Genomic DNA, 24,934 nt, shown 5'->3' with positions numbered 1-24,934 from the left:
GCTGGATCATGATCGAACCCATGGCCAAAGTGCGGCTGGTCGCTCCACGAACGCTCGTGGAGCGCGTCACCGCGCTTCTCCAGGATGCTGGTGTGCTGCATATCGAATCGGCGCCCGCCGAAGCGGTACAGATTCCCTTGCGTCCTCAAGTCATCGACGCGACGACGCGCCAACTCCAAACTGAGTTGGAGCGCCTGTACGAAGAACTGTGCCGGCTGTTGGTGCTCCTACCGGAAGTCCATGCCCCGTTAACCGCTGACCGCACGTTGTCACCCTCACCCTTGCCTCCCCCGTCAAGGGGGAGGAATCAGGAAGGGGACTGGAAGCGGATCGCCTACCTCGTCCGCCAGATCGGCAGCCGAGTGGACTATCTGACGAACCACCTGAAGCTGTGCGAGGACGAGTTGGCCTTGCTGTCGAAATACGAGCGCGCAATTGAAGTGCTGACGCCCTTCCTCCGGTTGATCAAAGAAAGCGACGAGATCGATCACCTTGGGGTGACGATTGAGGAAGAAGAAAGGCGTGAGCGGGTACTTCCGCTGCTGCACGAGATGATGGCCAAGGTGACGGACAACCGGTACGAGCTGTTCCACAGCCGGCTGGACGAGCGGACCCTCGCAGTTCTGCTGGTCTTCCCGAAAGCCCACGCCGCCCGGATCCGCAGTCTTCTGTGGGAGGAAGGAATCACTGAACTGCGCCTGCCGGCCTCGGTCTCGGAGAAGCCGTTGGCACAGGCTTTGCGCGTCCTCCTTAAGAAGAAGACGGATCTGCCCCTTCGTGCCGCGCGTTACCGCGAGCAACTCACCGCCGTGGCTCGGACCTGGCGACAGGATCTGCTCCGGTACCGCGATGCGGTCGCTCAACGCCTTCGGCAGATCGAGGCCGCGGCGTCCTTTTATCAAACCGAGTTGGCGACCATCATCTACGGCTGGGTCCCGTCGCGGGCGCTCGGCGCCTTGCGCGACAGGATCGAGCAGGCTTTCGGCGGGGAGGTGGTGCTCGAAGAGTGTCCAATCCAGAGGGCCGAATGGGCGGCGGTCCCGGTGGTGCTCACGAATCCTCGCTGGCTTCAACCGTTCGAATCCTTCACGCGACTGATCGGGCTGCCGCGCTATGGGAGCATCGATCCCACCCCCTATCTGGCGGTCTTTTTCCCGCTCTTCTACGGAATGATCCTGGGCGACATAGGCTACGGGCTGCTCATCCTGATCGCTGTGACAGTGGTCCGCCGTCGGTACGGCCAGCACCCGATGGTCCATGACCTGACGTTTGTCCTTGCGGTCGCCTCGGTGGCGGCCATGCTGTTCGGGTTTCTATTCGGAGAGCTGTTCGGCGAACTTGGCGAATACTTCGGGTTGCATCCGATGCTCAACCGCATGGAGGCGTTCATTCCGCTGCTGTATCTCTCGATTGGCATCGGAGCCGGGCACATCTGTCTTGGCATTCTGCTGGGGGCTTTCGGGGCCTGGCGCGAAGGACACCGGCATGAGTGTCTCGCAAAGAGTGGCGGCTTGGGATTGGTCTTGAGTTTCGTCCTTCTGATCGGCAGCCTTTCCGGCCTGCTCCCGCGTCCGTGGGCCAAGGCAGCCTTGGCCGGTCTCGCGGTGTCGCTGACGATAGTACTGGTGTACGGAGGAGCGCGAGGGGCCTTGGAGTTACACAATCTGGTGAACGTGCTCTCCTATTTGCGTCTCATGGGCATCGGGATCGCCTCGGCCGCGTTGGCCTTTGCGGCCAACACCCTCGGCGGCATGGCAGGCAACGTCTTGCTGGCGATCGTGATCGGCATGACCCTGCACACGATCAACCTGGTGTTCGGCGTGCTGTCCCCGACGATTCAGTCGCTCCGGCTCCATTACGTGGAGTTTTTCGAGAACTTTTTTGCGCCGGGCGGCAGACCCTATACACCGTTCAAACATGGAGCGAGCGGCTGACAGCGAATCGCTGAGAGCTTCCTCACAGAAAAACGAGTTCCGCTGCTCGCTCTTGGCTGTTCGCTATTCGCTCTCACAGGAGGAGACAAGATGACCGACCTCGGACTGATCGCCATCGGAGCCGGCTTGGCTATTGGGCTAGCCGCGCTCGCTACCGGGTTCGCCCAGGCCAAAATCGGCGCAGCGGCCGTGGGCGCCATTCTGGAGAAACCAGAGTCATTGGGGACCGTCCTGATTCTCTTGGTGATTCCTGAAACCCTGGTGATCTTTGGCTTTACGGTGGCGATTTTGATTTTGTTCACGCTGAAGTAACCAGCCTCCCGCGATCCGCGGTCCGCACACGAGCAGCGGGAAGCGGAGTACAGAGAGTGGACTCATGGCTTACGACACGCTCATTGCCGCATTGCTGGCGGAGGGGGAGGCCAAGCGCAAAGAAATCTTGAGCAAGGCCCGGGCGGAGGCGGACCGGCTGATGGCCCAGGCAGCCGCGGACGCCGCCGCCTTGGAACGCGAGGCCGACCGGCGAGTGCGCGAGGAATTGGCCGCCCAATGCGCAGAGGCCTTGAGCCGGGCGTCGATCGACCGGCGCCGCTTGCTCTTGCAAGCCAAGCATGAGGTCCTCGAGGCGATCTGGAAGCGAACGACGGAGATGGCCATGGCGCTGACCGGCCATGAACGAGCGCGAGTCTTGCGAGGACTGCTCGACGAACTGCTGGATGCGGCGCCGCCGGGACCGCTCACCGTGATCATCGATCCACGGGAACGACCGCACTTGGTGCCGTACTTGAAAAGTCGGAACCTCGCGGTCGAAGAACGGTCGGACGACGAGCTGCTCCTGGGCGCCGAAGTCGTCGCGGACGGCATCATGCTCCGAACGAGTCTGGCGACGCGGCTCGCCAAGGCAAGGCCGCAGCTCCTCATCGAGCTGAACCGGTTGCTGTTTAAGCAGCTAACAGCGAACAGTGCGTAGCCGGCCGCCTAAAGCGACCCGCTGATCGCTGCTCGCGATTCGCTCATTGAAGATGGACGACTACGCGTACCTCCACGCTCGGCTAAGAGCCATGCAGGGCCGGCTGTTAACCCATGAGCGGTATGATGGCTTGCTTGCGCAAGACACACCGGATGACGTCATGGAGAATCTGAAGGACTCCCCTTATCGGGAAGCGCTGGAGCGGGTGGTCGAAGCGCTGGAGACCGGCCCTCGCCTGGCTCCGTCCCTTCGCCTCGACGAGGCATTGAGATGGGACCTCGCCGGGACGTTGTCGAAGCTGCGACGCCTAGTGTCAGACCGCATACGGGAATTGCTGGAGGCGCTCCTTATGCGCTGGGATGCCTACAATGTAAAGACCGTCGTGAGAGGAAAACGGGCCGCCGCCCCGATTGAAGAGGTGCTCGCCGCCACGTTTCCTGCGGGAAGCCTCGACGAGATCACATTGGCCGAACTGTCCAGAGCCCCGACGCTCGAGGCCGTCGCCGACACGTTGGCGACGTGGCGCTTCCCGCTGGCGCGCCCGCTCCGCCAAGGCCTCATGCGACTCGGCGAAACCGAATCCCTGCAGGCGGTGGAATTCGAGCTGGACCGTTTCGTCTTCGCCCACGCCTTGAAGGTGACGACTAACGGGGACGACAACGACGCCGTCGCGCGGAAATACGTGCGTCTGATGGCGGATCGCATGAACCTCTCGACCGCGCTTCGTTTTCTGGCGGAACGAAGTCCCCTCTCCCCCCTTGAAGCCGTGCATCATTTCATCGACGCGGGCGGCCGGTTCACGAGATCCCACTATGAAACCCTGGTCGGCGCCCGCGATCTTCGGCACGGGCTCGCCCTCTTGACTGACGGCCCGTTTGCATGGCTCCCGGGCGACATTGGCGCCGCCGAACCTCTCTCTCTTCCGCTCATCGAACGGCGGCTGGATCACTGGATGCTCCGCCAGGCGTACGGCCTTGCGCGACCGGAGCCGCTCGGCATCGGCCTGGCTCTCCTGTACGTCGAACGGAAGATCAACGAAGTCAAGAACCTGCGGATGATCATGCGCGGCAAGGCTCTGGCCATGGGCAGGGAAACGATCGAGGAGTGGCTGATCATGTGACCGGTCAGGCGTCGCGCATCACGCACCACGAGGACTATGGCTCGGCTGAGAGTCATCACCGATCCCGATACCGCGTTGGGCTTCCGCCTGGCGGGTGTGGAAGTGCACGAGGAGGTCGACCCGGTCAAAGCGGGCGAACGGCTCTTCGCGCTGCTGCGGGCGAGAGAAACGGGGATCGTGATCTACAACGAGGATTTTGTGTCCACCCTTCCGGAATCCGCCGTGACCACGCTGGAGGAAAGCCTCACGCCGGTGTTCTTTGCGATTCCGGTGGCGCGGACTATTCCGGCAGCCGAACGGCGGGAAGAATATCTGGCTCGCCTCGTGCGTCGAGCGATCGGGTACCAGTTGAAAATTAAGCGATGAGCGGCATCATCGTCAAAATCTCCGGCCCCACGGTGACCGCGCGAGGGATGGCGACCACGCGCCTTTTCAACCGCGTCGCGGTCGGCCGCATGAGCTTGCTCGGAGAAGTGATCCGCATCCGCCGGGACGAAGCCACAATCCAGGTGTACGAGGAGACAACCGGGCTGACGCTCGGCGAGGAAGTCGAGGATGCCGGCGAACCTTTGCTCGCGGAATTGGGACCCGGGCTGCTGAGCTCGACGTTCGACGGGGTGCAGCGTCCGCTGGAGGTGATCGCGGCCGAACAGGGCGCCTGGATCACCCGAGGAGTCACGCTTCCGGCTGTGTCTCGGAACCGGCGGTGGACCTTTACCCCGGCGGTCCAGCCTGGGACCCCGGTCACCGGCGGAGTCTGTATCGGAACGGTACAGGAGACGGAACACATCCAGCACCGCGTGCTTGTCCCGCCCGGCGTGTCCGGCGTCATCCGCGAGATCCGAGAAGGGACCTTCACCGTCACCGACACCATCGCGCTGCTGGACGGCGACCGCCCGCTCACGATGCTGCAACGTTGGCCGGTGAGAACGCCCCGCCCGCAGGCTGAACGACTCCCTCCGATCGTGCCGCTCATCACCGGGCAACGCGTCTTTGACATGCTCTTTCCGGTCGCATTGGGCGGGACCGTGATCGTGCCCGGCGGGTTCGGCACGGGCAAGACGGTGGTCGAACAGACGTTGGCCAAATACGCCCGAGCCGACATCATCGTCTACATCGGATGCGGAGAGCGGGGCAACGAAATGACCGAAGTCCTCGCCGACTTTCCGCATCTGACGGATCCGGTCACCGGCTTACCGCTCATGCAACGGACGATCCTCATCATCAACACATCCAACATGCCGGTCGCGGCTCGCGAGACCTCGATTTACACGGGCATTACCCTGGCCGAGTATTACCGCGACATGGGCTACGCCGTGGCCGTGATGGCCGACAGCACTTCGCGCTGGGCCGAAGCCACGCGCGAAATCTCGGCGCGGCTGGAAGAGATGCCGGGCGAGGAAGGCTACCCTACCTACCTCTCCACCAAACTGGCCGGCTTCTATGAGCGCGGCGGCCGGGTCCGCTGTCTGGGAGACCCCAACCGGCAGGGCTCGGTCACCATCGTGTCGGCCATTTCCCCTCCCGGCGGCGATTATTCGGAGCCCGTGACCCAAAGCTCCATGCAAGTGGCCGGAGCCTTGTGGGCGCTGGATTCGACGCTCGCCCACCGCCGTCACTTTCCCGCCATCAATTGGAAGCGCAGCTTCTCGCTCTACCCTGCTTCTCTCGACCCCTGGTTCCGGAAGGAAGTGGCGCCGGATTGGCCGCAGCTCAGGGCCGACCTCGCCGCGCTGCTCCAGAAAGAAGAAGAGCTGCAGGAGATCGTCCAGCTTGTCGGCATCGACGCGCTCCAAGACCAGGAACGCCTGGTCATTGAGACGAGTCGCCTCGTCCGCGAAGAATATCTCCGGCAGAACGCCTATTCGGAGATCGACGCCGCCTGCCCGCTGGAGAAACAATACTGGATGCTCAAAGCGCTGCTCACGTTTCTGGCCTACGGCCGGGAGGTCCTCAAGCAAGGCCGCCCGATCGACCAACTGGTGAGTTCGCCGTTCCGCGCAGAACTGGCGCGGCTCAAGGAGATCCCGGCCGACGCCTGCGTCCGGCAGGCTCAAACCCTGATCGAGAAGATGGAACAGGAACTTCGAATGTGAAGCGTAGCCCGCGGGGAACTGGACCATTTTTCTACGAGCTACGCTTCACGAGATACGAGGAGCGAGAAAACATGGAGGATCTGATCACCCGCGAATACGAAACCGTCGGCGGTATCGCCGGCCCCCTCTTGTTCCTCGAACGCGCCAAAGCGGCTTCGTTCGGCGAACTGGTCGACATTCTGCTGCCCAACGGCGACATCAGGCGCGGACAGGTGATCGAACTCTCGGAACAGCACGCCGTGATTCAGGTGCTCGAAGACACCACCGGCCTCGGAGCAGCCGGAACCAGGGTGCGGCTCACGGAATCGGCGGCGATGATGGACCTTTCCCCGGATCTGCTGGGACGACGGTTCAACGGGGTGGCACAGCCGATCGACAGCCTCCCGCCGGTGATCCCCGACACCCGTGCGGAGATCATCGGGCGTCCCATCAACCCGGTCGCGCGCGACAAGCCCGCGCACTTCATCCAAACCGGGATTTCGACGATCGATGGGCTCAATACGCTGGTCCGCGGGCAGAAGCTCCCCATCTTCTCAGGAGCCGGCCTCCCGGCCAAGGAACTGGCTGCTCAGATCGTGCGCCAAGCTAGGGTACGAGAGGGGATGGAGGCCGAGGCTGGTCCCTTCGCTATTGTCTTTGCTGCCATGGGAGTGACATTCCGTGAAGCGTCCTTCTTCCTCCAAGAATTCGAGCGCGGAGGGGTCATGGAACACACCGTCGTGTTCCTGAACATGGCTGACGATCCCGCCATCGAACGGCTGCTCACCCCCCGGTTTGCCCTAACCGCCGCCGAGTATCTGGCCTTCACCTTGGGCCGTCATGTGCTAGTTATCTTGACCGACATGGCCGCTTACTGTGAGGCGCTGCGACAGATCGCCACCGCCCGGGAAGAGATACCGGGCCGGCGCGGCTACCCCGGCTATATGTACTCCGATCTGGCCTCGATTTTTGAACGAGCCGGCCGGATCAAGGGCCAGGCTGGATCGATCACTCAGTTACCGATCGTGACGATGCCGGACGACGACATCACGCACCCGATCCCCGACCTTACCGGCTACATCACCGAAGGCCAGATCGTGCTGTCGCGAGAGTTGCACCGACGCGGGATTTATCCTCCAGTGGATGTGCTTCCCAGCCTCTCGCGGCTCATGAACCTCGGGATCGGATCGGGAAAAACCCGCGAAGATCATCGCACGGTGGCCGATCAACTCTACGCCCTCTACGCGCAAGGACGAGACGTGCGGCGTCTGGCCGCCATTGTGGGCGAGGATGGCCTCACCGAGTCGGACCGCCGTCTCTTGAAACTCGCTCAGGATTTCGAGCAGAAGTTCGTCAACCAGGGCGATCGCGACCGTGACATCGAGGAGACATTGGACCTTGGCTGGACGTTTCTCCGCTATCTCCCGAAAGCGTACCTGACCCGGGTGAAGCCGGAGTTGATCGAGCGGTATTACGGGCCGTGACGCCTCGCTCGCGAAGCGCATCCCGTTCGAGAGACGACAGACGATGGAACCCCTCGGCCGCACGCGCATGAATCTGCTCCTGCTCAAGCGCCAGATCGAAGCGGCGGAGCGGGGGTTGGCGCTGTTGCGGAGCAAACGCGAGGCCCTCGTGCGCGAATTTTTCACCGCGGTCGGCCGGGTGGCGGAACGCCGCGGCGAGCTCGAGGCCGCGATGGCGCAGGGCCGCTCCTCGCTGGCGGTGGCGCTCGGCATGGAAGGACGCGCGGCGCTCCGGTCCGCCGGGTTTGCCGCGCAGCGGAACATGTTGATCGACCTCACCGAGCGAAACGTCTGGGGTGTGCGATTCCCAGATCTCCATTACGCGCCGGTCGCGAGGCCCGCCGATGCCCGCGGGTATGCGCTCTCGGGGGTGTCGGCTTACATTGACGAGACGGCCCGCCGGTTCGAAACCGTGCTCGATGTGATCCTGCGCAGCGTGTCGGTGGAACTGCGCCTCAAAAAACTGGGGGCTGAGATCAAGAAGGTGACCCGGCGGATCAACGCGCTCGAGGAGATCGTCATGCCGTCGCTCAAGCGACAGGTGCGCGAGATTCGACAGACGCTCGAAGAACGTGAGCGGGAGGATCTCTTTCGGATGAAACGGTTCAAAGCGGTGAGCGGAGAGCGAACAGCGGGTAGCAACTAGTTCAACGATGAGAGCTGCCGGCTGTTAGCCGTTGGCTATCAGCTCACGCTGGAGGCGTGCCGTGAACTTCGATCTGACGGATGAGCAGAAGATGGTTCGCGAGATGGTGCAGCGCTTTGCGGACGAGGAAATTGCTCCCGGCGCCGCAGAGCGGGACCGAACCTGCCGGTTTCCTCGTGAACTCATCGACAAGATGGCCAACCTGAGCTTGCTCGGCGGCCCGATTCCCAAAGACTACGGCGGCGCCGGCTTGGACATGATCAGCCATGCGATCATCACCGAGGAGATCGGACGGGTGGACTCCTCGCTGCGTACGACATTGTCGGTACAGGTCTCGTTGGTCGCGCTCAGTCTCCTGAAATGGGGGAGCGAAGAGCAGAAACAGCGCTATCTGCCGCAACTCTGCGCCGGTCGCTTGCTCGGGTGCTTCGGCCTCACCGAGCCTAATGCGGGGAGCGACCCAGCGAGCATGGAGACGGTCGCGGTCAAACGGGGCGATCGCTGGGTACTCAACGGAACGAAAACGTGGATCTCGAACGCCACCGTTGCGGATCTCGCCCTGGTCTTTGCCCAAACCGATCCGTCAAAAGGCCATGACGGCATCGCCGCGTTTCTCATCGAAAAGGGCGCGCCCGGTTTCTCGACGCGGGCCATTACGGACAAGCTAGGGCTGCGGGCATCGGATACGGGGGAGCTGCTCTTCGAGCATTGCGAGGTGCCGGAGGCGACTCTGCTGGGAGCGGTCGGCCAAGGCTTCAAGGTCGCCATGTCAGCATTGGACAACGGCCGCTACAGCGTCGCCGCCGGTTGCGTCGGCATTATCCAAGGTTGCCTCGACGCCTGCACCGAGTACGCCAAAACGCGCAAGCAGTTCGGCAAGCCGATCGGGAGTTTCCAGTTGGTGCAGGACATGATCGCCCGCATGAAGGTGGACCTGGATGCCGCACGCCTGCTGGTGTATCGAGCCGGCCATCTCAAGAACTGCGGGCTCCCCAACACCATCGAGACCTCCATCGCCAAGTATTTCGCGTCCGAGGCGGCGGTGCGCGCCGCGACCGATGCGGTGCAGATCTTCGGCGGGTACGGGTATTCGGAGGAGACGCCGGTTGCACGCTATTATCGCGACGCTAAGGTCGCCACGATCTACGAAGGCACGTCGCAAATTCAGAAGCTCATCATCGGCTCGCACCTGTTGGGGATACGAGCGTTTACATGAAGAGGGAGCGGCCGGCTCTCGGATGGAGTCCGCATGGCACAGCCCGCCTCACACCTCGGGCGAGTGACCGGGTGTCCTGCGGGCTGATCGCCGGATAGACGTCGCGATTCGCAGTCGCTCTCGAACCGCTTAGCGGTGAGGTCTCTTGATACGTGTCGGATTTCCTTTTAGACTCACCATCAAGTGGGCTACATAGGTTTCCAGGGGATCTAAAAAGGGGTCGGGGGGTCTAAAAAGGGGTCGGACCCCTTATTCATCCCCGAAATTAAGAGGTCAGACCCCTTTGTTTTCTCCGCTCCGCTTTCGACTTCGCCATGGACCCCTCCATCAATGAGGGGGCAGTATGCCCCAAATGAGTGTCCAAGGAAATCGTGGGGCGGGGGAATTCTTTCTCCATTTATTCGCCATGTGGCTCGTTTCCCGTCTATGCGCTCAACCTCTTTGCAGTGTTCATGCTTGAACACGGGCAATAGCACTTTTGCATACCATAAGTCTCGGCTGTCTAAGAACACGACTTCCACGGCGCTCCTCCATCTCCGTGAGCGATCTGCCTCATTCGCGAGGTTTCCGATCTGTCAGAACCGGAAAAGACTCCTGATAATCGCCTTGATCGGTACATTATTCTCGATTCTGTTGGGTAGCTTTGTTGCCCCAGTGGATCATTCGTCCTTCCGGGCACCTTGTTCATTGAAAAGGCTATTCCGCCCGAGAAACTTGATCAGAACCTTCTCCAGTTGGGTTCTTTGTGTATCGTCGTCCACGCGAAAATAGCCGCCGCGTTCGAGGAGTCGTCGAAAGAACCATTTGTCTTGTGTCTGATGCTGCTTGTTCCGGCGCCTGAGGTTCTTGGTTTGGCCAACATAGATGGGGCGCTCGGTTCGGTCATAGTAGACGTACACACAGGGCTCCTCAGGAATCATCGAATCATCCCACGGTGAAAAATCGCTGAACTCTCCGAGTCCCTGAACCTCGCTTTCTTCCTTAATTTCTTGAGCAACTTCGCGTGGGAGTGGGACGGACCCTAGCGCTTCGACAAGACGCTCGCGGGTCTTTTTCCAGGGGCTTCGGACGATGCCCATCTCGATGGTGTACACTGCTTGGGAGCTTAGGCCAGCCTTATCTGTGAGCTTGGCGTGGGAAAGGCCTCGTGACTGCCTCTCATTTAGCAACCACTCTCCGAAGCCACTTGTCTCGTGCCCCCTAGGAATGTCTTCCTTTGTTCGAGCAGTGGCCTTCCTTGGGGGCCTCTGGCCATTTTCAGAATGTTCGATCCATTCAAGTACTTTGTCATACGTGTCGCCCCGGGGCTCCGAGGAGCCGCTTTCCCATGTATGTACTGCAGCCTGCGATACATGAAACCTTTCGCCGAGTTCGGCCTGGGAAAGGCCTGCTTTTTCTCGTGCGCCCTTCAGACGTGTACTAAACCGTTTTCCCATTTGCTCCTCTATTACGATTGATTGGAAGCGGCAACAGCTCGTGGTCTGTCGAACCATTGACTATCGTGCCGGCGTCTGATTCGGCGCATGACGGCGTTTCCCGATCAGAGACAAGCTTCTCAACCCACGCACCTGACAGGTGAACTGTAGCCATCGTTCCGCTGAAGACAAAACCTTTTCATCGAAAACGCAAGTGCGGTAACAGGGACAGGCACCGCCGTCCTTCGACCGGCTCAGGACCCCGAGTTCCATCGAGGAGCAGACGGTGGAGCCAGTCCCCTGGCAGCGGGTTCACCCTCATCTTGGCCCGCAAGGGGCGAGGGGCAACTATGGCGGACAGTCAACGATATGCCCAACACGCGGGTTTGGTGGAGGAGGGGGCAGAGGCCGGCGGTGAGGTCAGGGGCCTGGAAATAGGGACATTCTACTTTTCTTGCCCGCCAGTTCCTCTCTGGAGCCTTGCCTCCTCTGCGCCAGCTTCGAGAAGCTGAAAAAGGGGTCGGGAATCTTTTGCAATTGCGGGAATCTTTTGCAATTAAGATACATACACTTGCCCGCTCAGAAGACGTTCCCCGTGTGACCCATCACAAGGGCGATAGGGATGCACGCAAAGACTCCGCCCCCCTTCGTACCGCAATCTTTTTGCCTTACCGCGGCAGAATCGGTTCCAAGTTGAACGCTACACCGATGCGCGGAGCGGTTCCGCGATAGGTCGCCGCGGCATGGTAAAGCTAGCCCGGAAACATGAGGCACTGGCCGCTCTTGGGCGCGATCGAAATCGTGCGGCCAGCATCGTGCAGCTCGGGCATGCTATAGCGCAAGTATGGATGCACCATCTTCGGCACACACCCGCGAGGATCCTGTAATTGCAGCTCGCCGCCGGCGTTGCCCTCTGCCGCCACTTCTCCCGCATCGACGTAGTAGCAGCCGGACCAGAACGCGCCGGGATGCGGATGCCAGTCGTTCCGGCCTCCCTGGCGCTGCACATTGGCCCACATTTCCGCGACCTGCCAATCCGGGCGCTGTCCCTTCAGCCGCGGATCCTGCTCGCCGAATTCGGTCAATTGCTTGGCCACCTGGACGACCGCGCCGAAGAGATCCTTGAGCGACGGCCCGCCCCACTCCAACATCGAGAGATCATGCGGCGACGACCAGCCGATCACTTCGTGATCCGAGTAGGGTGGCGTTGTCGCCTCGCGTTCCAGGATTGCTTGACGAAGCTGGGCATTGATCTGCTCGTATCCCGGCACCATAAACGCAACCAGCGGTGTGCAAAAAAGCGGTCGCACATCGATTTCCAGTTCCTGTTCCATCGGATTGCCTTTCGTGGTCTGAGAGCCGTGCTCTCGGTCGATTGCACGGCGGCCTCGCCTCATCAGGTCGAGCCCGGTTCCAAATCAGGGAAACCCATTCTGGGAAATGCGAGAACGAACGACAGGATTGAACAGGTGGGTGACCGGGCCATCGGCCGCATGATGCATTCCCGCGTACAGGACCGGCCTCGGTCGATTTCCATATAAATGGAGCCGGCCGACACTGTCAACCCGCTCCCGTTGCTCGGCGCCTGTTATTGCCCTTGCCTGCTCGAGTCAGCACATGCCCGAGGTACCGTTCCCTCGCCCAAAGGGAGTGATCGGCTACTCGCTGCTCGCTACTTGCTACTTGCGGTCTTCTTGTTTGAGCCTTTTCACCTCCTCCGTCAGCAAGGGCACGACCTCGAACAGGTCGCCGACGATGCCGTAGGTGGCCAGATTGAAGATCGGCGCGTTGGGGTTGTTGTTGATCGCCACGATCACGCGGGCCGACGACATGCCGGCCTGGTGTTGAATCGCCCCGGAAATGCCACAGGCGATATAGAGTTGGGGCGAAACGGTCTTGCCCGTGAGGCCGACCTGAGAGGCATGCGGCTTCCAGCCCGCATCGACGGCGGCACGCGACGCCCCGACCGCCGCGCCCAGCGCTTTCGCCAGTTCCTCAAGCAGCTTGAAGTGCTCCGGCCCTCGGAGCCCGCGTCCGCCGGCGACAATGATCGGCGCCTCGGTCAATTCCCGTTTGTCCTCCGCCGCCCCACGCACCTCGCGGACCCTAGTCATTGGACGAGTTCGATCGAGTCTCACGCTGAGTCGTTCGACGGGAACACCGGACACGGCCCGCGGTTCCAACGGCGAGAACACATTCGGGCGGAGCGTCGCCACTTGGGAAATCGGATGCGTCGCCCTTACGATCGCTCTCAGTTTCCCGCCATAGAGAAGCCTCGTCCCGACCAACGTGCCGTTCGGCTCGATTTCTAGGGCCACGCAGTCCTGCAGGAGGGCGCTCTCAAGCCTGGCTGCCAGTTTGGCAGCCAGGTCCTTGCCCATCGCGGTCGCGCCCATGAGCACGGCGACCGGCCGAACGCGCGTGGCCGCTTCAGCCAGCCCGGATGTGTAGAGTTCGGGAGAGTAGTGGTCGAGGACCTCATCCTCCATGAGCAGGATGCGGGACGCGCCGTGAGCCGCCAGATCGGCGGCGAGCGAATCGACTGAAGACCCGATGAGAACGGCAATGACCTCTCTTCCGCCTTTCCCGGCGAGACGGCAGCCTTCGCCCAAGGCCTCCAGTCCCGCTTTTTTGAGATGACCATCTCGCTGTTCACAGAAAACCAGGATGGGGTTCATCTGGATCTGTCTGGTTCGACGAATGTTCTCTACTAAATGAGTTTCTCTTTTTCATGGAGCAGCCGCACGAGTTCTTTAGCCTGAGTCTCCGCGTCGCCGGGAATCAGCCGGCCGGGCGGGCGCGGCGGCGGAAGTTCCAAACGGACGACCCTGAGCTTGGCGCCCGCCGCGCCGAGCGTATCGGGAGCCAACCCGAGCGTGTGGCAGGCCAAGACTTCCAGCGGCTTCTGCTTCGCCTTCATGATGCCGGGGAGCGAGGGGTAACGCGGTTCATTGAGTCCCTTCTGGCAGGTGACGAGCACCGGCAGCGGCGCTTCCACCACCTCGATACCCCCTTCGATCTGCCGATGGGCCACGAGGTTTCGGGCCTTCGCGTCCACCTCCAGCCTGTTCACCACAGCGACGTGAGGAATACCCAGGAGTTCGGCGACCTGAACGCCGACCGCGCCTTCGTCATCATCCACCGCCTGTTTGCCGAACAAGAGGAGATCGAACGAAAGTCGGCGCAGCGCGGCGGCCAACGCGAGCGCGGTCGTGAAACTGTCTCCGTCTTCGAACGCCGGATCGCTCAGCAGCACCGCCCTGTCGGCGCCCATTGCTAGGCAGGTCCGCAAGGCCGCTTCCGGCTTCTGCGCCGCATGGGACCGTAGCGTCACGACCGTGACCTCGCCGGTTCCGATCCGTTCTCTGATCCGCAGCGCTTCCTCCACGGCAAACTCGTCATACGGATTCACAATGAAGGTCAGACCTGACCGCTCGATATCCGTGCCGTCCGGCCTGACGGCGAGCATGGATTCGGTCGCCGGAACCTGTTTGACGCAGACGATGAGTTTCATGGCTCCGTTGTCCGTTCTCCGTTACCCGTTCACGGAAAATGAATTACGGATAACGTGTGCGGTCTTGCTACAGCCCCTGATACCGCGGTCCGCCTTCGGCCGGCGCCCGCCAACTGATATTTTGAATATGGTCTGTGGCCAGCACATCGATCGGGTCCTTGATGACACAGGTCTTGCAGTGGAGACAGTTCGCAAAGTTGATCTGAATTCGGCGGCTCTGGCCTTCACCGATCAGTTCATAGACGTTAGCGGGACAAAAGTGGATGCAAGGCGCGTCGCCGAAGCGAGGAATGCAGTGGTTCACACATCGCACTGGGTCAAGGATTCGAATATGGGAGGGCTGATCTTCCCGGTGTTGTGTTCCGGAATAAGACAGGTCGGTGAGCTTGTCGACCATCACGCCAGCATCGTATTGCGCCGGCTCGCGTGTCCACCGTTTGCTCCGTGCTTCGCCGAGGGAACGGAGCGTTTGAAAATCGCATCGAGCGCGGCGGGGCTTCCGCGGCCCCCATCCGGTCCACGCGGTGAGCTCGCCGAGCAAGAGGCCGGGAAGGCGCCCGTAGGCGAATGCCTGCCGAAAGTGCCGCCCTCGGTATAGATCGCGCATGATATAGGAGTCGGCCACTCGCGTTTCATATACCGCAAGCCGGGCGGCAGAAGTATCCTCTTCCACCAAGGCTTCATAAATCGTTTCCGCCGCCAGCATCCCGCTCTTCATCGCGTAGTGGATGCCTTTCCCGGCGGGCACGTTGACGAACCCGGCCGAATCCCCGACAAGCATCGCCCCATCCACGACGAGGCGTGGCACGGCGAAATAGCCTCCTTCCGGCAGCGTCTTGGCTCCGTACGCCACAACCGTTCCGCCCTTGATGAACCGCTGAATGTCAGGATGCTTCTTGAGCCGCTGGAGCTGGGCCTGGACATCCAGTTGCGGATCGTCCCAATCCAGCCCGCAGACCATACCCACCGCGAAGTGATGGTCATCGAGGCCGTAGCAGAACCCGCCGCCGAAGACACGCGGGCCGAGCGGATAGCCGATCGTGTGAATGGCCACCCCCGGCGCCCCGGTTCGCCCGACCCGGATCAACTCCTTCACGCCCAGCGCATAGGATTGAGGAGAGCAGCCGTCGCGCAGGTTGAACCGATGAATGAGGTCTTCGCTCAGCGTTCCATACGGGCCTTCGCCGAAGACCGTCAGCTTGGCGTGAATCGCGGTACCCGGTTCAAAGTTGGGTTTTTTCCCACCGCCCGCTTCCAGTCCTTTGTCGCCCGTGTGCACTCCGCACACGCGGGCGCCGTCGTAGAGGATATCGACCCCGCAGGTCTCGGTGAAGACCGACACCCCCGCCGCTTCCACCTGCTCGCCCAGCCACAGGTTCAGCTTTTGAAGGGACCCGAGGTAACAGCGGCCGTGCCGGCGAGCCCAAGGCAGCAGACAATCCGGGATCCGGATACTGCTTTCCGTTGTGAGATAGCGGAAATCGTGGCGGATGAGTGGCTGTACGAAGGGAAACCCACGATCCTGATAATCAGGCAGCAATTCCTCCAGCGCGACCGGATCGAATATGGCGCCCGACAGAGCATGGGCGCCCACATCGCGCCCCTTCTCGATCAGCGCGATTCGCGGCTCAAGCATCCGGCCCGGCCTTTCTCCTGTGGAAACCTGCTCGTTATGCCGAGCGACGAGCTGCGTCAAGCGCAACGCCCCAGCAAGATTGGCTGGTCCCCCTCCGACGAAAAGCACATCCACTTCGAGGGTCTGGCGAGGATCTTCACCCACAAACTCTTTCCCCACTCTCCTTCCCCACTTATCTGCTCCCCATTGGGGATACCAAAACGCCACACCGACCAGCCGGATAACGGACGTAGTCCAGCAGCGCCGACGCATTCTTTCAGTTCGCGTTCTTGCATCGGATCTGATTGATCTGGTCTGTCCGGTGCATACCACCTTGCCTTTCAACGCACCTCCAGGTTGTTCACGACCTTGTCCACGCCGAAGACGTACCAGGCATCGAACTCCGCCATGTCTTTCTGCGTCGGCGTTGGAACGCTACCCTCCAGCGTCACCGTTCCACGGTCAGCCGTGACCCTGATGCGATCCACATCGACGAACGGATCCTTTTTCAGCGCCAACCGCACCGCCTTGGCCAACTCTTCATCGGAATCCTCCTGCGACGGTTCGACCGCCATCCCGTTGATGACATCGCGGCTGCCCGGCACCCACCAGGCGAGGACCCCGGCCAGGCGTTTCTGCGTGAGGCTGGTCACATGATCGTCCAACAGCACCACACCGTCCTCGACCGACACTTGGATCACACCATGCGGCTCGGTATTCGCTTCCCTCACCGTTTCGAACCGGCCTTTGCGTTTCACCATGATCGTACAGTTCCCAAGAGTCGGCTCTTGAAGCAACGCGTCGCGCACCGCGTCGAGGATTGCCCCGTCGCCCATATGCGTCGAAGGCGCCACTCGCAAGCGGTCGACGATGCCGGTCACGCCGGGCACTGCCGCGGCCAGTTCCATGCAGAGCTTCTTGGCCGCGATATGCTCGGCTTCTCCCTCCAAAGTCAGCACGCCGTCGGCGAACTCAACCTTGACCGGGTACTTGTGCAAGTTGATCCTCGGCTCCCGCTCGAACGCCGCGCGAACGGCTTTGATCACACGCTCTCGCTCGGTCATACCTACCTCAGATGATCTCGGTTGTGTGATGCATCTGGTTTATTGCCTTCGTTTCTCCTTTTCCAACTTGGCGAACTCTTCAAGCAACTCCCGCTGGCGCAGCGTCAGCTCGGTCGGGGTCTTCACTTCGACGACGACGAACAGATCGCCCTTGCCTTTCCCACCCAGTTTGGGCATCCCTTTGCCGCTGAGGCGCAGCGCCGTCCCACTCTGTGTGCCGGCGGGAACCAAGAGATGGATGGATTCCCCGCCTAATCCGGTGAGTGGAATCTTCGTGCCCAATGCCGCCTCCGGAAACGTGATGGTCTTGATCGTGTACAGATCGTCTCCGTGGCGTTCGAAGACAGGATGAGACTGCAGGTGCAGCCGAATCAGCAAGTCACCCGGCGGTCCTCCGTCCGCATTGGCCTCTCCCTGCCCCGCCAACCGTATCACCGTGCCGTCATCGACGCCAGGCGGAATCCGCACTTTGAGCGTGTGCGCGACGAACCGTACCCCGCTGCCTTGGCAGGTCTGGCAGGGAGACTCAATCGTGTGGCCGCGTCCGTGACAGACGGAACAGGTAGTCAGGGTCACCATGCGCATCCCTTTGCTGGTTCGCACCTGTTGTTTCTGCCCGGTCCCGCCGCACTCACGACAGGGCTTCGGTTTGGTTCCGGGCTGCGCGCCGCTCCCGCCGCACGACGTGCAGGTCTCGGAGCGGGTCACCTCGATCTCCCACTCGCCGCCTTTGGCTGCCTCTTCCAGCGTCAAATCCAGGTCGTAACGCAGGTCGAGGCCCCGGGTCGCGCCGGGCCCCGGGTGCGCGCGCCGGCCCCAAAAGTCTCCGAAGATCTCGGACAGGTCATCGAAGCGGCCACCGAAGAAGTCCCCGAAATGGAACTCCCGCATGAGGTCTTCGGGCGTCCAGCGTTCCCTAATGCCGGCATGCCCACTGGCGTCATACTCGCGGCGCTTGGCGTCGTCGGAGAGAACGGCATAGGCTTCCGCAATCTCTCTAAATCTTTCGGCCGCATCTGGGCTTTTGTTGCGGTCCGGATGGTATTTCAGCGCGAGTTGCCGATACGCTCGCTTGATCTCGTCCCGCGTCGCGGAGCGATCCACGCCCAGCACTTCATAGTAGTCACGCTTCGTTTCCGTGACAGGCATGAACCTATTCCTTTCCGCGGGTTGACGTTTGGCAGTGCTCGCTACTTGTCCCCGGTCCGCCCGCCTCGCATGCACCCCGCCGAGGGAGAACCGGGGATCCCCCGCTTGACCTCAACCCTGTGCGCTGGCGACAATCACCACAGTGCCCCGCTTGTGCCTGCTGCAAAACGCCGCACCGAACGGACGTACCGAAAACCGGAACTGTCCGCAACTTCTCGGAAACATTGATGGAGCTGGGAAGACAGAAACATCGGCTGTGGCATATCGAATGCAGGTTGTATTCCAAGGTCATTCCACCACCGAACGCGAGGCTGCACCATGAACGTGCTCTGCGCCGTGGATGGATCCGAATGGTCCGATTGGAGCGTGGACGCGCTGGGTGCGCTCACTGGTCGGTTGCCCGATCGCGTGATCCTGTTGCACGTGGTGGATACCCCAGCCCTCAAGGCGGCAGCCGGCAAGAACCCGGCGAACTGGAAACGGGCGTTGGCCGCCATGGACCACGCCGGGACCGAATTGCTCCGGCGTTCGTCCCACCATGCATCCGTCGCCCTGGGGCAGGCCGCCACCGCTTCCCGATCCAAACTTCGCACGGTCCTGGCGCAGGGGCCCGTGGCTCGCACGATTGTCAGAGTGGCCGACCGGCAGAAAACCGGTCTGATCGTGCTCGGATCGCGCGGGTTGAGCGACGTCCGCGGATTTCTGCTGGGCAGCGTTTCCCGTAAGGTGGCGGCGACCGCTCATTGCCCCGTGCTGGTCGTCAAACACCGCTTTACGAACATGAAGCACGTGATACTGGCCGTGGATGGAACGAAAGCTTCGCTGGCCGCGGGGCGGTTCTTGTGGAACGGGTTTTTGCCCGAATCGGCCCGTGTCACGGTCCTCTCAGTCGCTCAACCGCTCGTCACCGATCTGGCCGCTTCCGTGCTGCCACCGGCGGCATTGGACCAATTGACAAGACCGGCGATTGAGCAAGCCGCTCGGATCGTCGCTCGCTTTCGCGAGCAGTTCATCAAGGAAGGATATGAGGTGACGACCGCCATCAGGACCGGCCACCCGGCCGCAACCATTCTCGCCGAACTTGAAAAAGGGAGGCCCGATGTGCTGGTCGTCGGCTCCCGAGGCTTAACCGGCGCTGAACGCCTATCCCTCGGCAGCATCTCCGAAGCCCTGCTCAAGTATGCGCCCTGCTCGGTCCTGATTGTTCGGAGATCCCATGCGTGACCTCCGCGTTTCGGAGATTCATCGACTGTCGACTGACGAGGTCGTAAAAGCGCTGGCGACCGGCCCTGGCGGTTTGTCTCGCGAAGAGGCGTATCGGCGGTTGACGCAGTACGGGCCGAACGCGCTCCAAGAACCACCTCGCTTTCCGCTTGTTCGCGGGCTTGCCCGCCAGTTCACACACTTCCTGGCCGTCCTCCTCTGGCTTGCCGCCGGCCTCGCGTTTCTGGCCGAATGGATGAAGCCCGGCGAGGGCATGGCGACGCTGGGCTGGGCGATCGTCGGCGTGATCGCCATCAACGCAGCCTTTGCCTTTTTCCAGGAATACAAAGCGGAGCGGGCGGTCCAGGCGCTGCATCGGTGGCTTCCTGCCAAGGCGTGGGTCCTGCGCGCCGGCCAGCCCTCCGAGGTGCCTCGCAGCGAGATCGTTCCTGGCGATATCCTGTTACTCGAAGAGGGCGAACAGGTGCCCGCCGACGCACGCCTCATCGAAGAGGCCGCGTTGCGGGTTGATCTGTCGTCGCTCACCGGCGAATCGCAACCGAAGCGCCGCACGGCGGATCCGGTGGCGGACGGACACCTGCTCGACCTGCCTAACCTGGTTTTCGCCGGCACCACCATCCTTTCGGGCCGTGGCCGAGCCGTTGTCTACGCGACCGGCATGCACACTGAGTTCGGAAAGATCGCCCGGCTCTCCACGAGCGTCACGACCGGGCTCAGCCCGCTACAGCGAGAGATCGCCACGATCACCCATATCATCGCGCTGCTGGCGCTCGCGATGGGAGCGCTGTTTTTCGGGATCGGATTATGGATGGGCCTGGGATTCTGGATCAGCGCGATTTTCGGGATCGGCATCATCATTGCCAACGTGCCGGAAGGGTTGTTGCCGACCGTCACGCTGGCGCTCGCGATGGGCAGTCAGCGGATGGCCAAACGTCATGCCCTCATCAAACAGCTCACTTCTGTCGAAACACTCGGCTGCACCACGGTCATCTGCACGGACAAGACCGGCACGCTGACCGAGAACCGCATGCGCGTGGACCGCTTTTTCATAGACAGCTTGGAGGTCGAGGCTCGGGAAGGCTGCTTACTCGTCCGCGGCCGGCTGGTCAGTCCGGTCGCCGCCGACGACTGGAAACCGCTGTTCGACGCCATGATCCTCTGCAACAACGCCAAGCGGACCCGGCGAGCCGACGGGCGCACGGTCATCACCGGGGATCCAACTGAAGTCGCCCTGCTCGAATTCGCCCTCGAGCATGGACTCCTGCACGGACGCCCCCTGCCGCGCATGGGAGAACTGCCGTTTGATGCGGATCGCAAACGGATGACGACTCTCCATTGGGCCGAGGGGCGTCTGGTCGCCTATCTCAAAGGAGCGCCGGAATCGGTCATTCCACTCTGCACGACAATGCTGAGCCATGGCCGGATCACACCGATGACGCCGGACAAGCACCAGCACATTCTCGCGCACAGCCGATTGCTTGCCCAGCGGGCCTACCGGGTGCTGGCGATCGCCATGCGGGACATCGAGCCGGGACCGGAGAAACTCGATATCGACACGGTGGAGCGTGACCTGACGTTTCTCGGCTTGGTCGCGATGATGGACCCGCCGCACCGCGAAGTGCCGGACGCGATCGCGCGCTGCAAGAAAGCCGGCGTGCGGGTGATCATGATCACCGGCGACCACCCGCTGACCGCGTTGGCCGTGGCACGCCAGATCGGTCTCGCACCGCCGGAAGCCGACCCACACGTCACACCCTTCGCGCCTGTCGTCGAGGGCGCCCACCTCGATACGATGAGTGATGAGGCGCTTCGTCGACTGCTCACCCCTTCTCGCCCGGGGGAGCCGGAGCCGATCTTTGCGCGGATGGCCCCGCGTCACAAAATGCGCATCGTGTCCATCCTGAAAGAGATGGGAGAAGTGGTGGCCGTCACAGGCGACGGGGTGAACGACGCCCCGGCGCTCAAAAAGGCGGATATCGGCATTGCGATGGGCATCGCGGGCACCGATGTGGCGAAAGAGACGGCGCACATGGTGCTGTTGAACGATAACTTCGCCACCATCGTGAACGCGATCGAAGAAGGTCGCGCCGTCTACGCGAATATCCGCAAGTTCGTCACGTACGTGTTATCGAGCAACGTCCCGGAAATCGTGCCCTACCTGGCCTTCGGCTTCTTTCACACCCCCCTCGCGCTGACGGTTCCGCAAATTCTTGCGGTGGACTTGGGCACCGACATGCTGCCGGCCTTGGCGCTTGGCGCTGAGCAGCCGCATCCGGGAATCATGGACATGCCGCCGCGTCCGCGGACCGAACGGCTGCTTAACCGCGCGCTCTTGCTGCGCGCCTATGGCTTCCTGGGGCTCATCGAAGCCGCCGTCGCCATGACGGGCTTTTTCTTGTACCTCGCCGCCCATGGCTGGACGTGGGGCAGTCCGTTGAACTGGAGCGATCCCCTCTATCGGGAAGCGACCACCGTGACGTTGTCCGCGATCGTCGTCGCTCAGATCGCCAACGTCTTCGCCTGTCGATCGCGGCGGGTCTCGGTCTTCCGGCTGGGCTTCTTCAGCAATCCGCTCATCCTGTGGGGAATCGTGGTCGAAATCGTGCTGCTCGGCGTGCTGGTCTATTCGCCGTTCGGCCATTTGATTGTCGGCACGGCCCCGCTGCCGCTGTGGGTCTGGCCGTTGCTCGCGCTCGGCGCGCTCGGTTTGTTGTTGGCCGAAGAAGGGCGGAAGTTCATCGTCGGGCGGTTCTTCTCTCGCACCACATCCGACCGCGCGCCGAACGTGAAGTCGCTCGGCAGTCAGGCCCCGGCATGATCCGGTTCCCGTCCGGCGTTCCGATCGGCGGGACGGCGTTCGGCTCGTTCAACAGCGTCCTTCAACCTGACCGGAACACGGCGGGCGCCCCACGAACCCGGTTGGGCGTCGAAGACTCCGGCGCAGGGCGCCGCGCAGAATTGACACGCGGCCTCTACGGTGAGATTCCATGTCGTCAGCTCGTACCAATCACGCCCGATCAGCCGGTGGCCACACCGATAACAATAGGTGCTGCCGCCGTCTTCATCATGAACATTTCCGGTATAGGCGTAGCGCAGGCCGTTTTTGATCGCGATGCGGCGGGCTTTGGCCAACGTGGCCGCCGGGGTCGGAGGCCGGTCAAGCATTTTCCAGTCCGGATGGAAGGCCGTGAAGTGGATCGGCACATCTGGTCCCAATCGCTCGACGACCCATTGCGTCAGGGCCTCCAGCTCCTGGTCCGAATCGTTCTCGCCGGGGATCAGCAGGGTGGTGATTTCGAACCACACGTGCGTGTGATGTTTGAGATAGATCAGCGTGTCCAGCACCGGCTGGAGGCTGCCGGCGCAGATCTGCTTGTAGAACCGTTCGGAGAAACCCTTGAGATCGACGTTAGCCGCGTCCATGTGTCGATAGAACTCGGCGCGCGGCTCCTCGCACACATAGCCCGCCGTCACGGCGACGGATTTGACGCCGCGTGCACGACAGGCCTGAGCCACGTCAATGGCGTATTCATGGAAAATCACCGGATCGTTATAGGTAAAGGCGACGCTGCGGCAGCCGAGTTGCTCGGCTGCTCGGGCGATCGTCTCCGGCAAGGCCTCATCGGCTAGGGTATCCACTTCACGGGACTTGCTGATATCCCAATTCTGACAGAACCGACAGGACAGGTTGCACCCGGCGGTCCCGAACGATAAGACGGAGGTGCCGGGAAAGAAATGGTTTAACGGTTTCTTTTCGATCGGGTCCACGCAAAAGCCGCTCGACCGGCCGTAGGTCGTGAGCACGATCCGGTCCCCTTGGCGTGCACGGACAAAACATAAGCCCTGCTGGCCCTCATGCAGCTTGCAGAAGCGCGGGCAGAGGTCGCACTGGATACGTCCGTCATCGAGGCGATGCCAGTATTTGGTCGGGACGATCGTAGTCATGGAGTATCTGCCGGATTATACCAACTCAGCCACCGCGCGGCTGCCTGGTGCGGCTCAGCGCTCCCCGCCGCGCGGCGGAGTTGCACGGCGAACGCGCCTCGGCTCAGCGCCCAGAACGGGACGATCGGCAGGCCGGCCGCTCTCAAGGCCTCGGCGGCATACTGATGGCAGGTATGAAGCATATGGTACGAGCGCACCGCGGGATAAAATTGGGAAGTCCCGGCCGCGGCGACCGGCTCCTGCGAGGCGATCGTCGCCTTGAGGTGCGCGCGGAGCCGCCGAAACCCTTCATCGCTCAGATGAAACGTGAAGAGCTCGGCCGGCGGCTGCGGCGTGCGATCCGCCCACACAGTGTCGTGATACCCCACTTCCACCACTCCCTCGGTCGGCCACAAGAGCGCGCGGAGAACCCCGCCGAGCCCCTGCCGGCCTTCTAGATACCACGCGCGCTCGGCGTAGCCCCACTCTTCAAACCCATCCCCACTCATCCCTCCCCCATCCAAGGGGGAGAGAGCAAAGGAAGGGGGAACGGGGAATGCGATCATCGCATGCCAGGTGTCGAGCGAAACGTGAATCGTGTGCGAGGGAGCGCCCGCCGCCGGAGGCCACAGGCCCTCCACCGGCGAGGCGCATCCGCCGAGCAGCAGCACGATGAACGGCGGCACAACGTTCAGCCTGACCCCTCCGCTCGCTGTGATGGCCAGACGCAGGATACAATAGGGTCTCATCATGTCCACGCCGCTCTCACAACCCCATCGCTTCTTCGCCGACGCCATGTTGGGCCGGCTGGCTCGCTGGCTGCGCATCCTCGGCTACGACACGGCCTACGAGCGGACCATCGCCGACGACGTGCTGATCCGGCGCGCGCTCCGCGAGAACCGTTGGCTGTTGACCCGCGACACCTATCTGGCGCAACGCAAGATCCTTCGCGGCCGGCATACGCTGATCGCCGACGACCGCCTGCACGACCAATTGCGGCAGCTCAAGCAAGAACTGGGCTTGCGCTTGGAGCCGAACGGGCAGGCAACCTATCGCTGCGCCGACTGTAACGCCCTTTTGGAGCCCATAGCACGAGAACAGGCCGCTCCCTTGGTTCCGCCGCTCGTCGCCGCGCAGTACCAGGACTTTCTCCGATGCCCGCGATGCGGCCGCGTGTACTGGCCCGGCTCCCATTGGACCAACTTGTGCCGCGAGTTGGAGCGGCTCGACACAGCGTGACCGCGCGCCTTTCACGGCTTGCTCCGCCCCTCGACCATTTCTTGCGCCGATGGGGCCTCAGACCGGTTCTCGCATCCGACCGCCTCTCAGGCTTCCGGGGCTGCTCTCTCTAGGGAATCGCACGAGGCCCGGCGTCATCCAGGCGGGAGCGCCGGGGCAAATTCGTTTCGCCGGCACCATCCCTCACCAATACACCCTGGCTCGGCTGTGCGAGAGCCGCTTCCCGGCGATCGCCGGGTTCGGCAACAGCGACCGGCACAGTAAAGCGGCCGGACACTTGTTCCTTCTGCAACCGGCCGCGCGGAG

The 24,934-nt window shown here is 62.2% G+C and carries 21 protein-coding genes; 12 read left to right on the top strand and 9 right to left on the bottom strand.

All coding sequences use genetic code 11. The annotated features are described in order from the left end of the window. Positions 1–8: 8 nt before the first annotated feature. The 9 genes from ACWHTU_RS05235 (at position 9) to ACWHTU_RS05195 (ending at position 9,484) form a co-directional block, all read left to right on the top strand. A complete protein-coding gene (locus ACWHTU_RS05235) occupies positions 9–1,934 on the top strand; it encodes a V-type ATP synthase subunit I (protein WP_447862216.1) in 1,926 nt (641 codons plus the stop codon). Positions 1,935–2,024: 90 nt separating this feature from the next. Continuing rightward, positions 2,025–2,246, top strand: a complete 222-nt coding sequence (locus tag ACWHTU_RS05230; protein WP_447862214.1) for an ATPase — start codon at positions 2,025–2,027, stop codon at positions 2,244–2,246. A 64-nt stretch (positions 2,247–2,310) separates the two neighbouring features. Further along, positions 2,311–2,904, top strand: coding sequence for a V-type ATP synthase subunit E (locus tag ACWHTU_RS05225; protein ID WP_447862213.1), 594 nt, complete (start codon positions 2,311–2,313; stop codon positions 2,902–2,904). A gap of 52 nt (positions 2,905–2,956) precedes the next feature. Continuing rightward, entirely contained in the window at positions 2,957–4,024 is a 1,068-nt protein-coding gene (locus tag ACWHTU_RS05220; RefSeq protein WP_447862211.1) for a V-type ATPase subunit, read from the top strand. A gap of 36 nt (positions 4,025–4,060) precedes the next feature. Then, entirely contained in the window at positions 4,061–4,390 is a 330-nt protein-coding gene (locus tag ACWHTU_RS05215; RefSeq protein WP_447862209.1) for a V-type ATP synthase subunit F, read from the top strand. Beyond that, positions 4,387–6,120 carry a V-type ATP synthase subunit A gene (locus ACWHTU_RS05210; RefSeq protein ID WP_447862207.1) on the top strand — a complete coding sequence of 578 codons (1,734 nt, stop codon included), beginning with the start codon at positions 4,387–4,389 and terminating at the stop codon, positions 6,118–6,120. The genes ACWHTU_RS05215 and ACWHTU_RS05210 overlap by 4 nt, the downstream gene beginning before the upstream one ends. Before the next feature lie 71 nt (positions 6,121–6,191). Then, positions 6,192–7,583 carry a V-type ATP synthase subunit B gene (locus ACWHTU_RS05205; protein ID WP_447862205.1) on the top strand — a complete coding sequence of 464 codons (1,392 nt, stop codon included), beginning with the start codon at positions 6,192–6,194 and terminating at the stop codon, positions 7,581–7,583. Positions 7,584–7,626: 43 nt separating this feature from the next. Further along, complete coding sequence (locus ACWHTU_RS05200; RefSeq protein WP_447862204.1) at positions 7,627–8,268, top strand: V-type ATP synthase subunit D; 642 nt, start codon at positions 7,627–7,629, stop codon at positions 8,266–8,268. 61 nt (positions 8,269–8,329) lie between these two features. Next, a complete protein-coding gene (locus tag ACWHTU_RS05195; RefSeq protein WP_447862203.1) occupies positions 8,330–9,484 on the top strand; it encodes an acyl-CoA dehydrogenase family protein in 1,155 nt (384 codons plus the stop codon). Between the two features lie 659 nt (positions 9,485–10,143). Here ACWHTU_RS05195 and ACWHTU_RS05190 read toward each other — a convergent pair. From ACWHTU_RS05190 to dnaJ, 7 genes are all read right to left on the bottom strand, one after another. Beyond that, a complete protein-coding gene (locus ACWHTU_RS05190; RefSeq protein WP_447860287.1) occupies positions 10,144–10,920 on the bottom strand; it encodes a helix-turn-helix domain-containing protein in 777 nt (258 codons plus the stop codon). 731 nt (positions 10,921–11,651) lie between these two features. After that, a complete protein-coding gene (locus ACWHTU_RS05185; protein WP_447862201.1) occupies positions 11,652–12,233 on the bottom strand; it encodes a putative 2OG-Fe(II) oxygenase in 582 nt (193 codons plus the stop codon). Positions 12,234–12,578: 345 nt separating this feature from the next. Continuing rightward, positions 12,579–13,577 (bottom strand): electron transfer flavoprotein subunit alpha/FixB family protein, encoded by a 999-nt coding sequence (locus ACWHTU_RS05180; RefSeq protein WP_447862200.1) that lies wholly within the window; start codon positions 13,575–13,577, stop codon positions 12,579–12,581. 32 nt (positions 13,578–13,609) lie between these two features. Continuing rightward, positions 13,610–14,413, bottom strand: coding sequence for an electron transfer flavoprotein subunit beta/FixA family protein (locus tag ACWHTU_RS05175; protein WP_447862198.1), 804 nt, complete (start codon positions 14,411–14,413; stop codon positions 13,610–13,612). A 67-nt stretch (positions 14,414–14,480) separates the two neighbouring features. Then, on the bottom strand, positions 14,481–16,193 hold the full coding sequence (locus ACWHTU_RS05170; RefSeq protein WP_447862196.1) for a 4Fe-4S dicluster domain-containing protein: 1,713 nt from the start codon (positions 16,191–16,193) through the stop codon (positions 14,481–14,483). A gap of 176 nt (positions 16,194–16,369) precedes the next feature. Continuing rightward, positions 16,370–17,092, bottom strand: a complete 723-nt coding sequence (locus tag ACWHTU_RS05165) for a BON domain-containing protein (RefSeq protein ID WP_447862195.1) — start codon at positions 17,090–17,092, stop codon at positions 16,370–16,372. A gap of 39 nt (positions 17,093–17,131) precedes the next feature. Then, the gene (gene dnaJ, locus ACWHTU_RS05160; protein ID WP_447862194.1) at positions 17,132–18,241 is read right to left on the bottom strand and encodes a molecular chaperone DnaJ; all 1,110 of its coding nucleotides are present in this window, start codon (positions 18,239–18,241) and stop codon (positions 17,132–17,134) included. Positions 18,242–18,559: 318 nt separating this feature from the next. Between dnaJ and ACWHTU_RS05155 the strand changes: the two genes are divergently transcribed. Together ACWHTU_RS05155 and ACWHTU_RS05150 are read left to right on the top strand one after the other, a co-directional pair. After that, complete coding sequence (locus tag ACWHTU_RS05155) at positions 18,560–19,465, top strand: universal stress protein (RefSeq protein WP_447862193.1); 906 nt, start codon at positions 18,560–18,562, stop codon at positions 19,463–19,465. Further along, the gene (locus tag ACWHTU_RS05150) at positions 19,458–22,283 is read left to right on the top strand and encodes a cation-translocating P-type ATPase (RefSeq protein WP_447862192.1); all 2,826 of its coding nucleotides are present in this window, start codon (positions 19,458–19,460) and stop codon (positions 22,281–22,283) included. Before ACWHTU_RS05155 ends, ACWHTU_RS05150 begins: the two co-directional genes overlap by 8 nt. Here ACWHTU_RS05150 and amrS read toward each other — a convergent pair. Both amrS and ACWHTU_RS05140 read right to left on the bottom strand, forming a co-directional pair. Beyond that, complete coding sequence (amrS, locus tag ACWHTU_RS05145; protein ID WP_447862191.1) at positions 22,268–23,410, bottom strand: AmmeMemoRadiSam system radical SAM enzyme; 1,143 nt, start codon at positions 23,408–23,410, stop codon at positions 22,268–22,270. The genes ACWHTU_RS05150 and amrS overlap by 16 nt on opposite strands. Then, the gene (locus ACWHTU_RS05140) at positions 23,407–24,141 is read right to left on the bottom strand and encodes a DUF2459 domain-containing protein (protein ID WP_447862189.1); all 735 of its coding nucleotides are present in this window, start codon (positions 24,139–24,141) and stop codon (positions 23,407–23,409) included. Before ACWHTU_RS05140 ends, amrS begins: the two co-directional genes overlap by 4 nt. Here ACWHTU_RS05140 and ACWHTU_RS05135 point away from each other — a divergent pair. Further along, positions 24,140–24,628: a Mut7-C RNAse domain-containing protein gene (locus ACWHTU_RS05135; protein WP_447862188.1), complete on the top strand. Its 489-nt coding sequence runs from the start codon at positions 24,140–24,142 to the stop codon at positions 24,626–24,628. The genes ACWHTU_RS05140 and ACWHTU_RS05135 overlap by 2 nt on opposite strands. Positions 24,629–24,934 lie beyond the last annotated feature (306 nt).

The sequence above is a fragment of the Nitrospira calida genome, from assembly GCF_976986435.1.
This window is presented reverse-complemented; position numbering and strand designations above follow the sequence as displayed.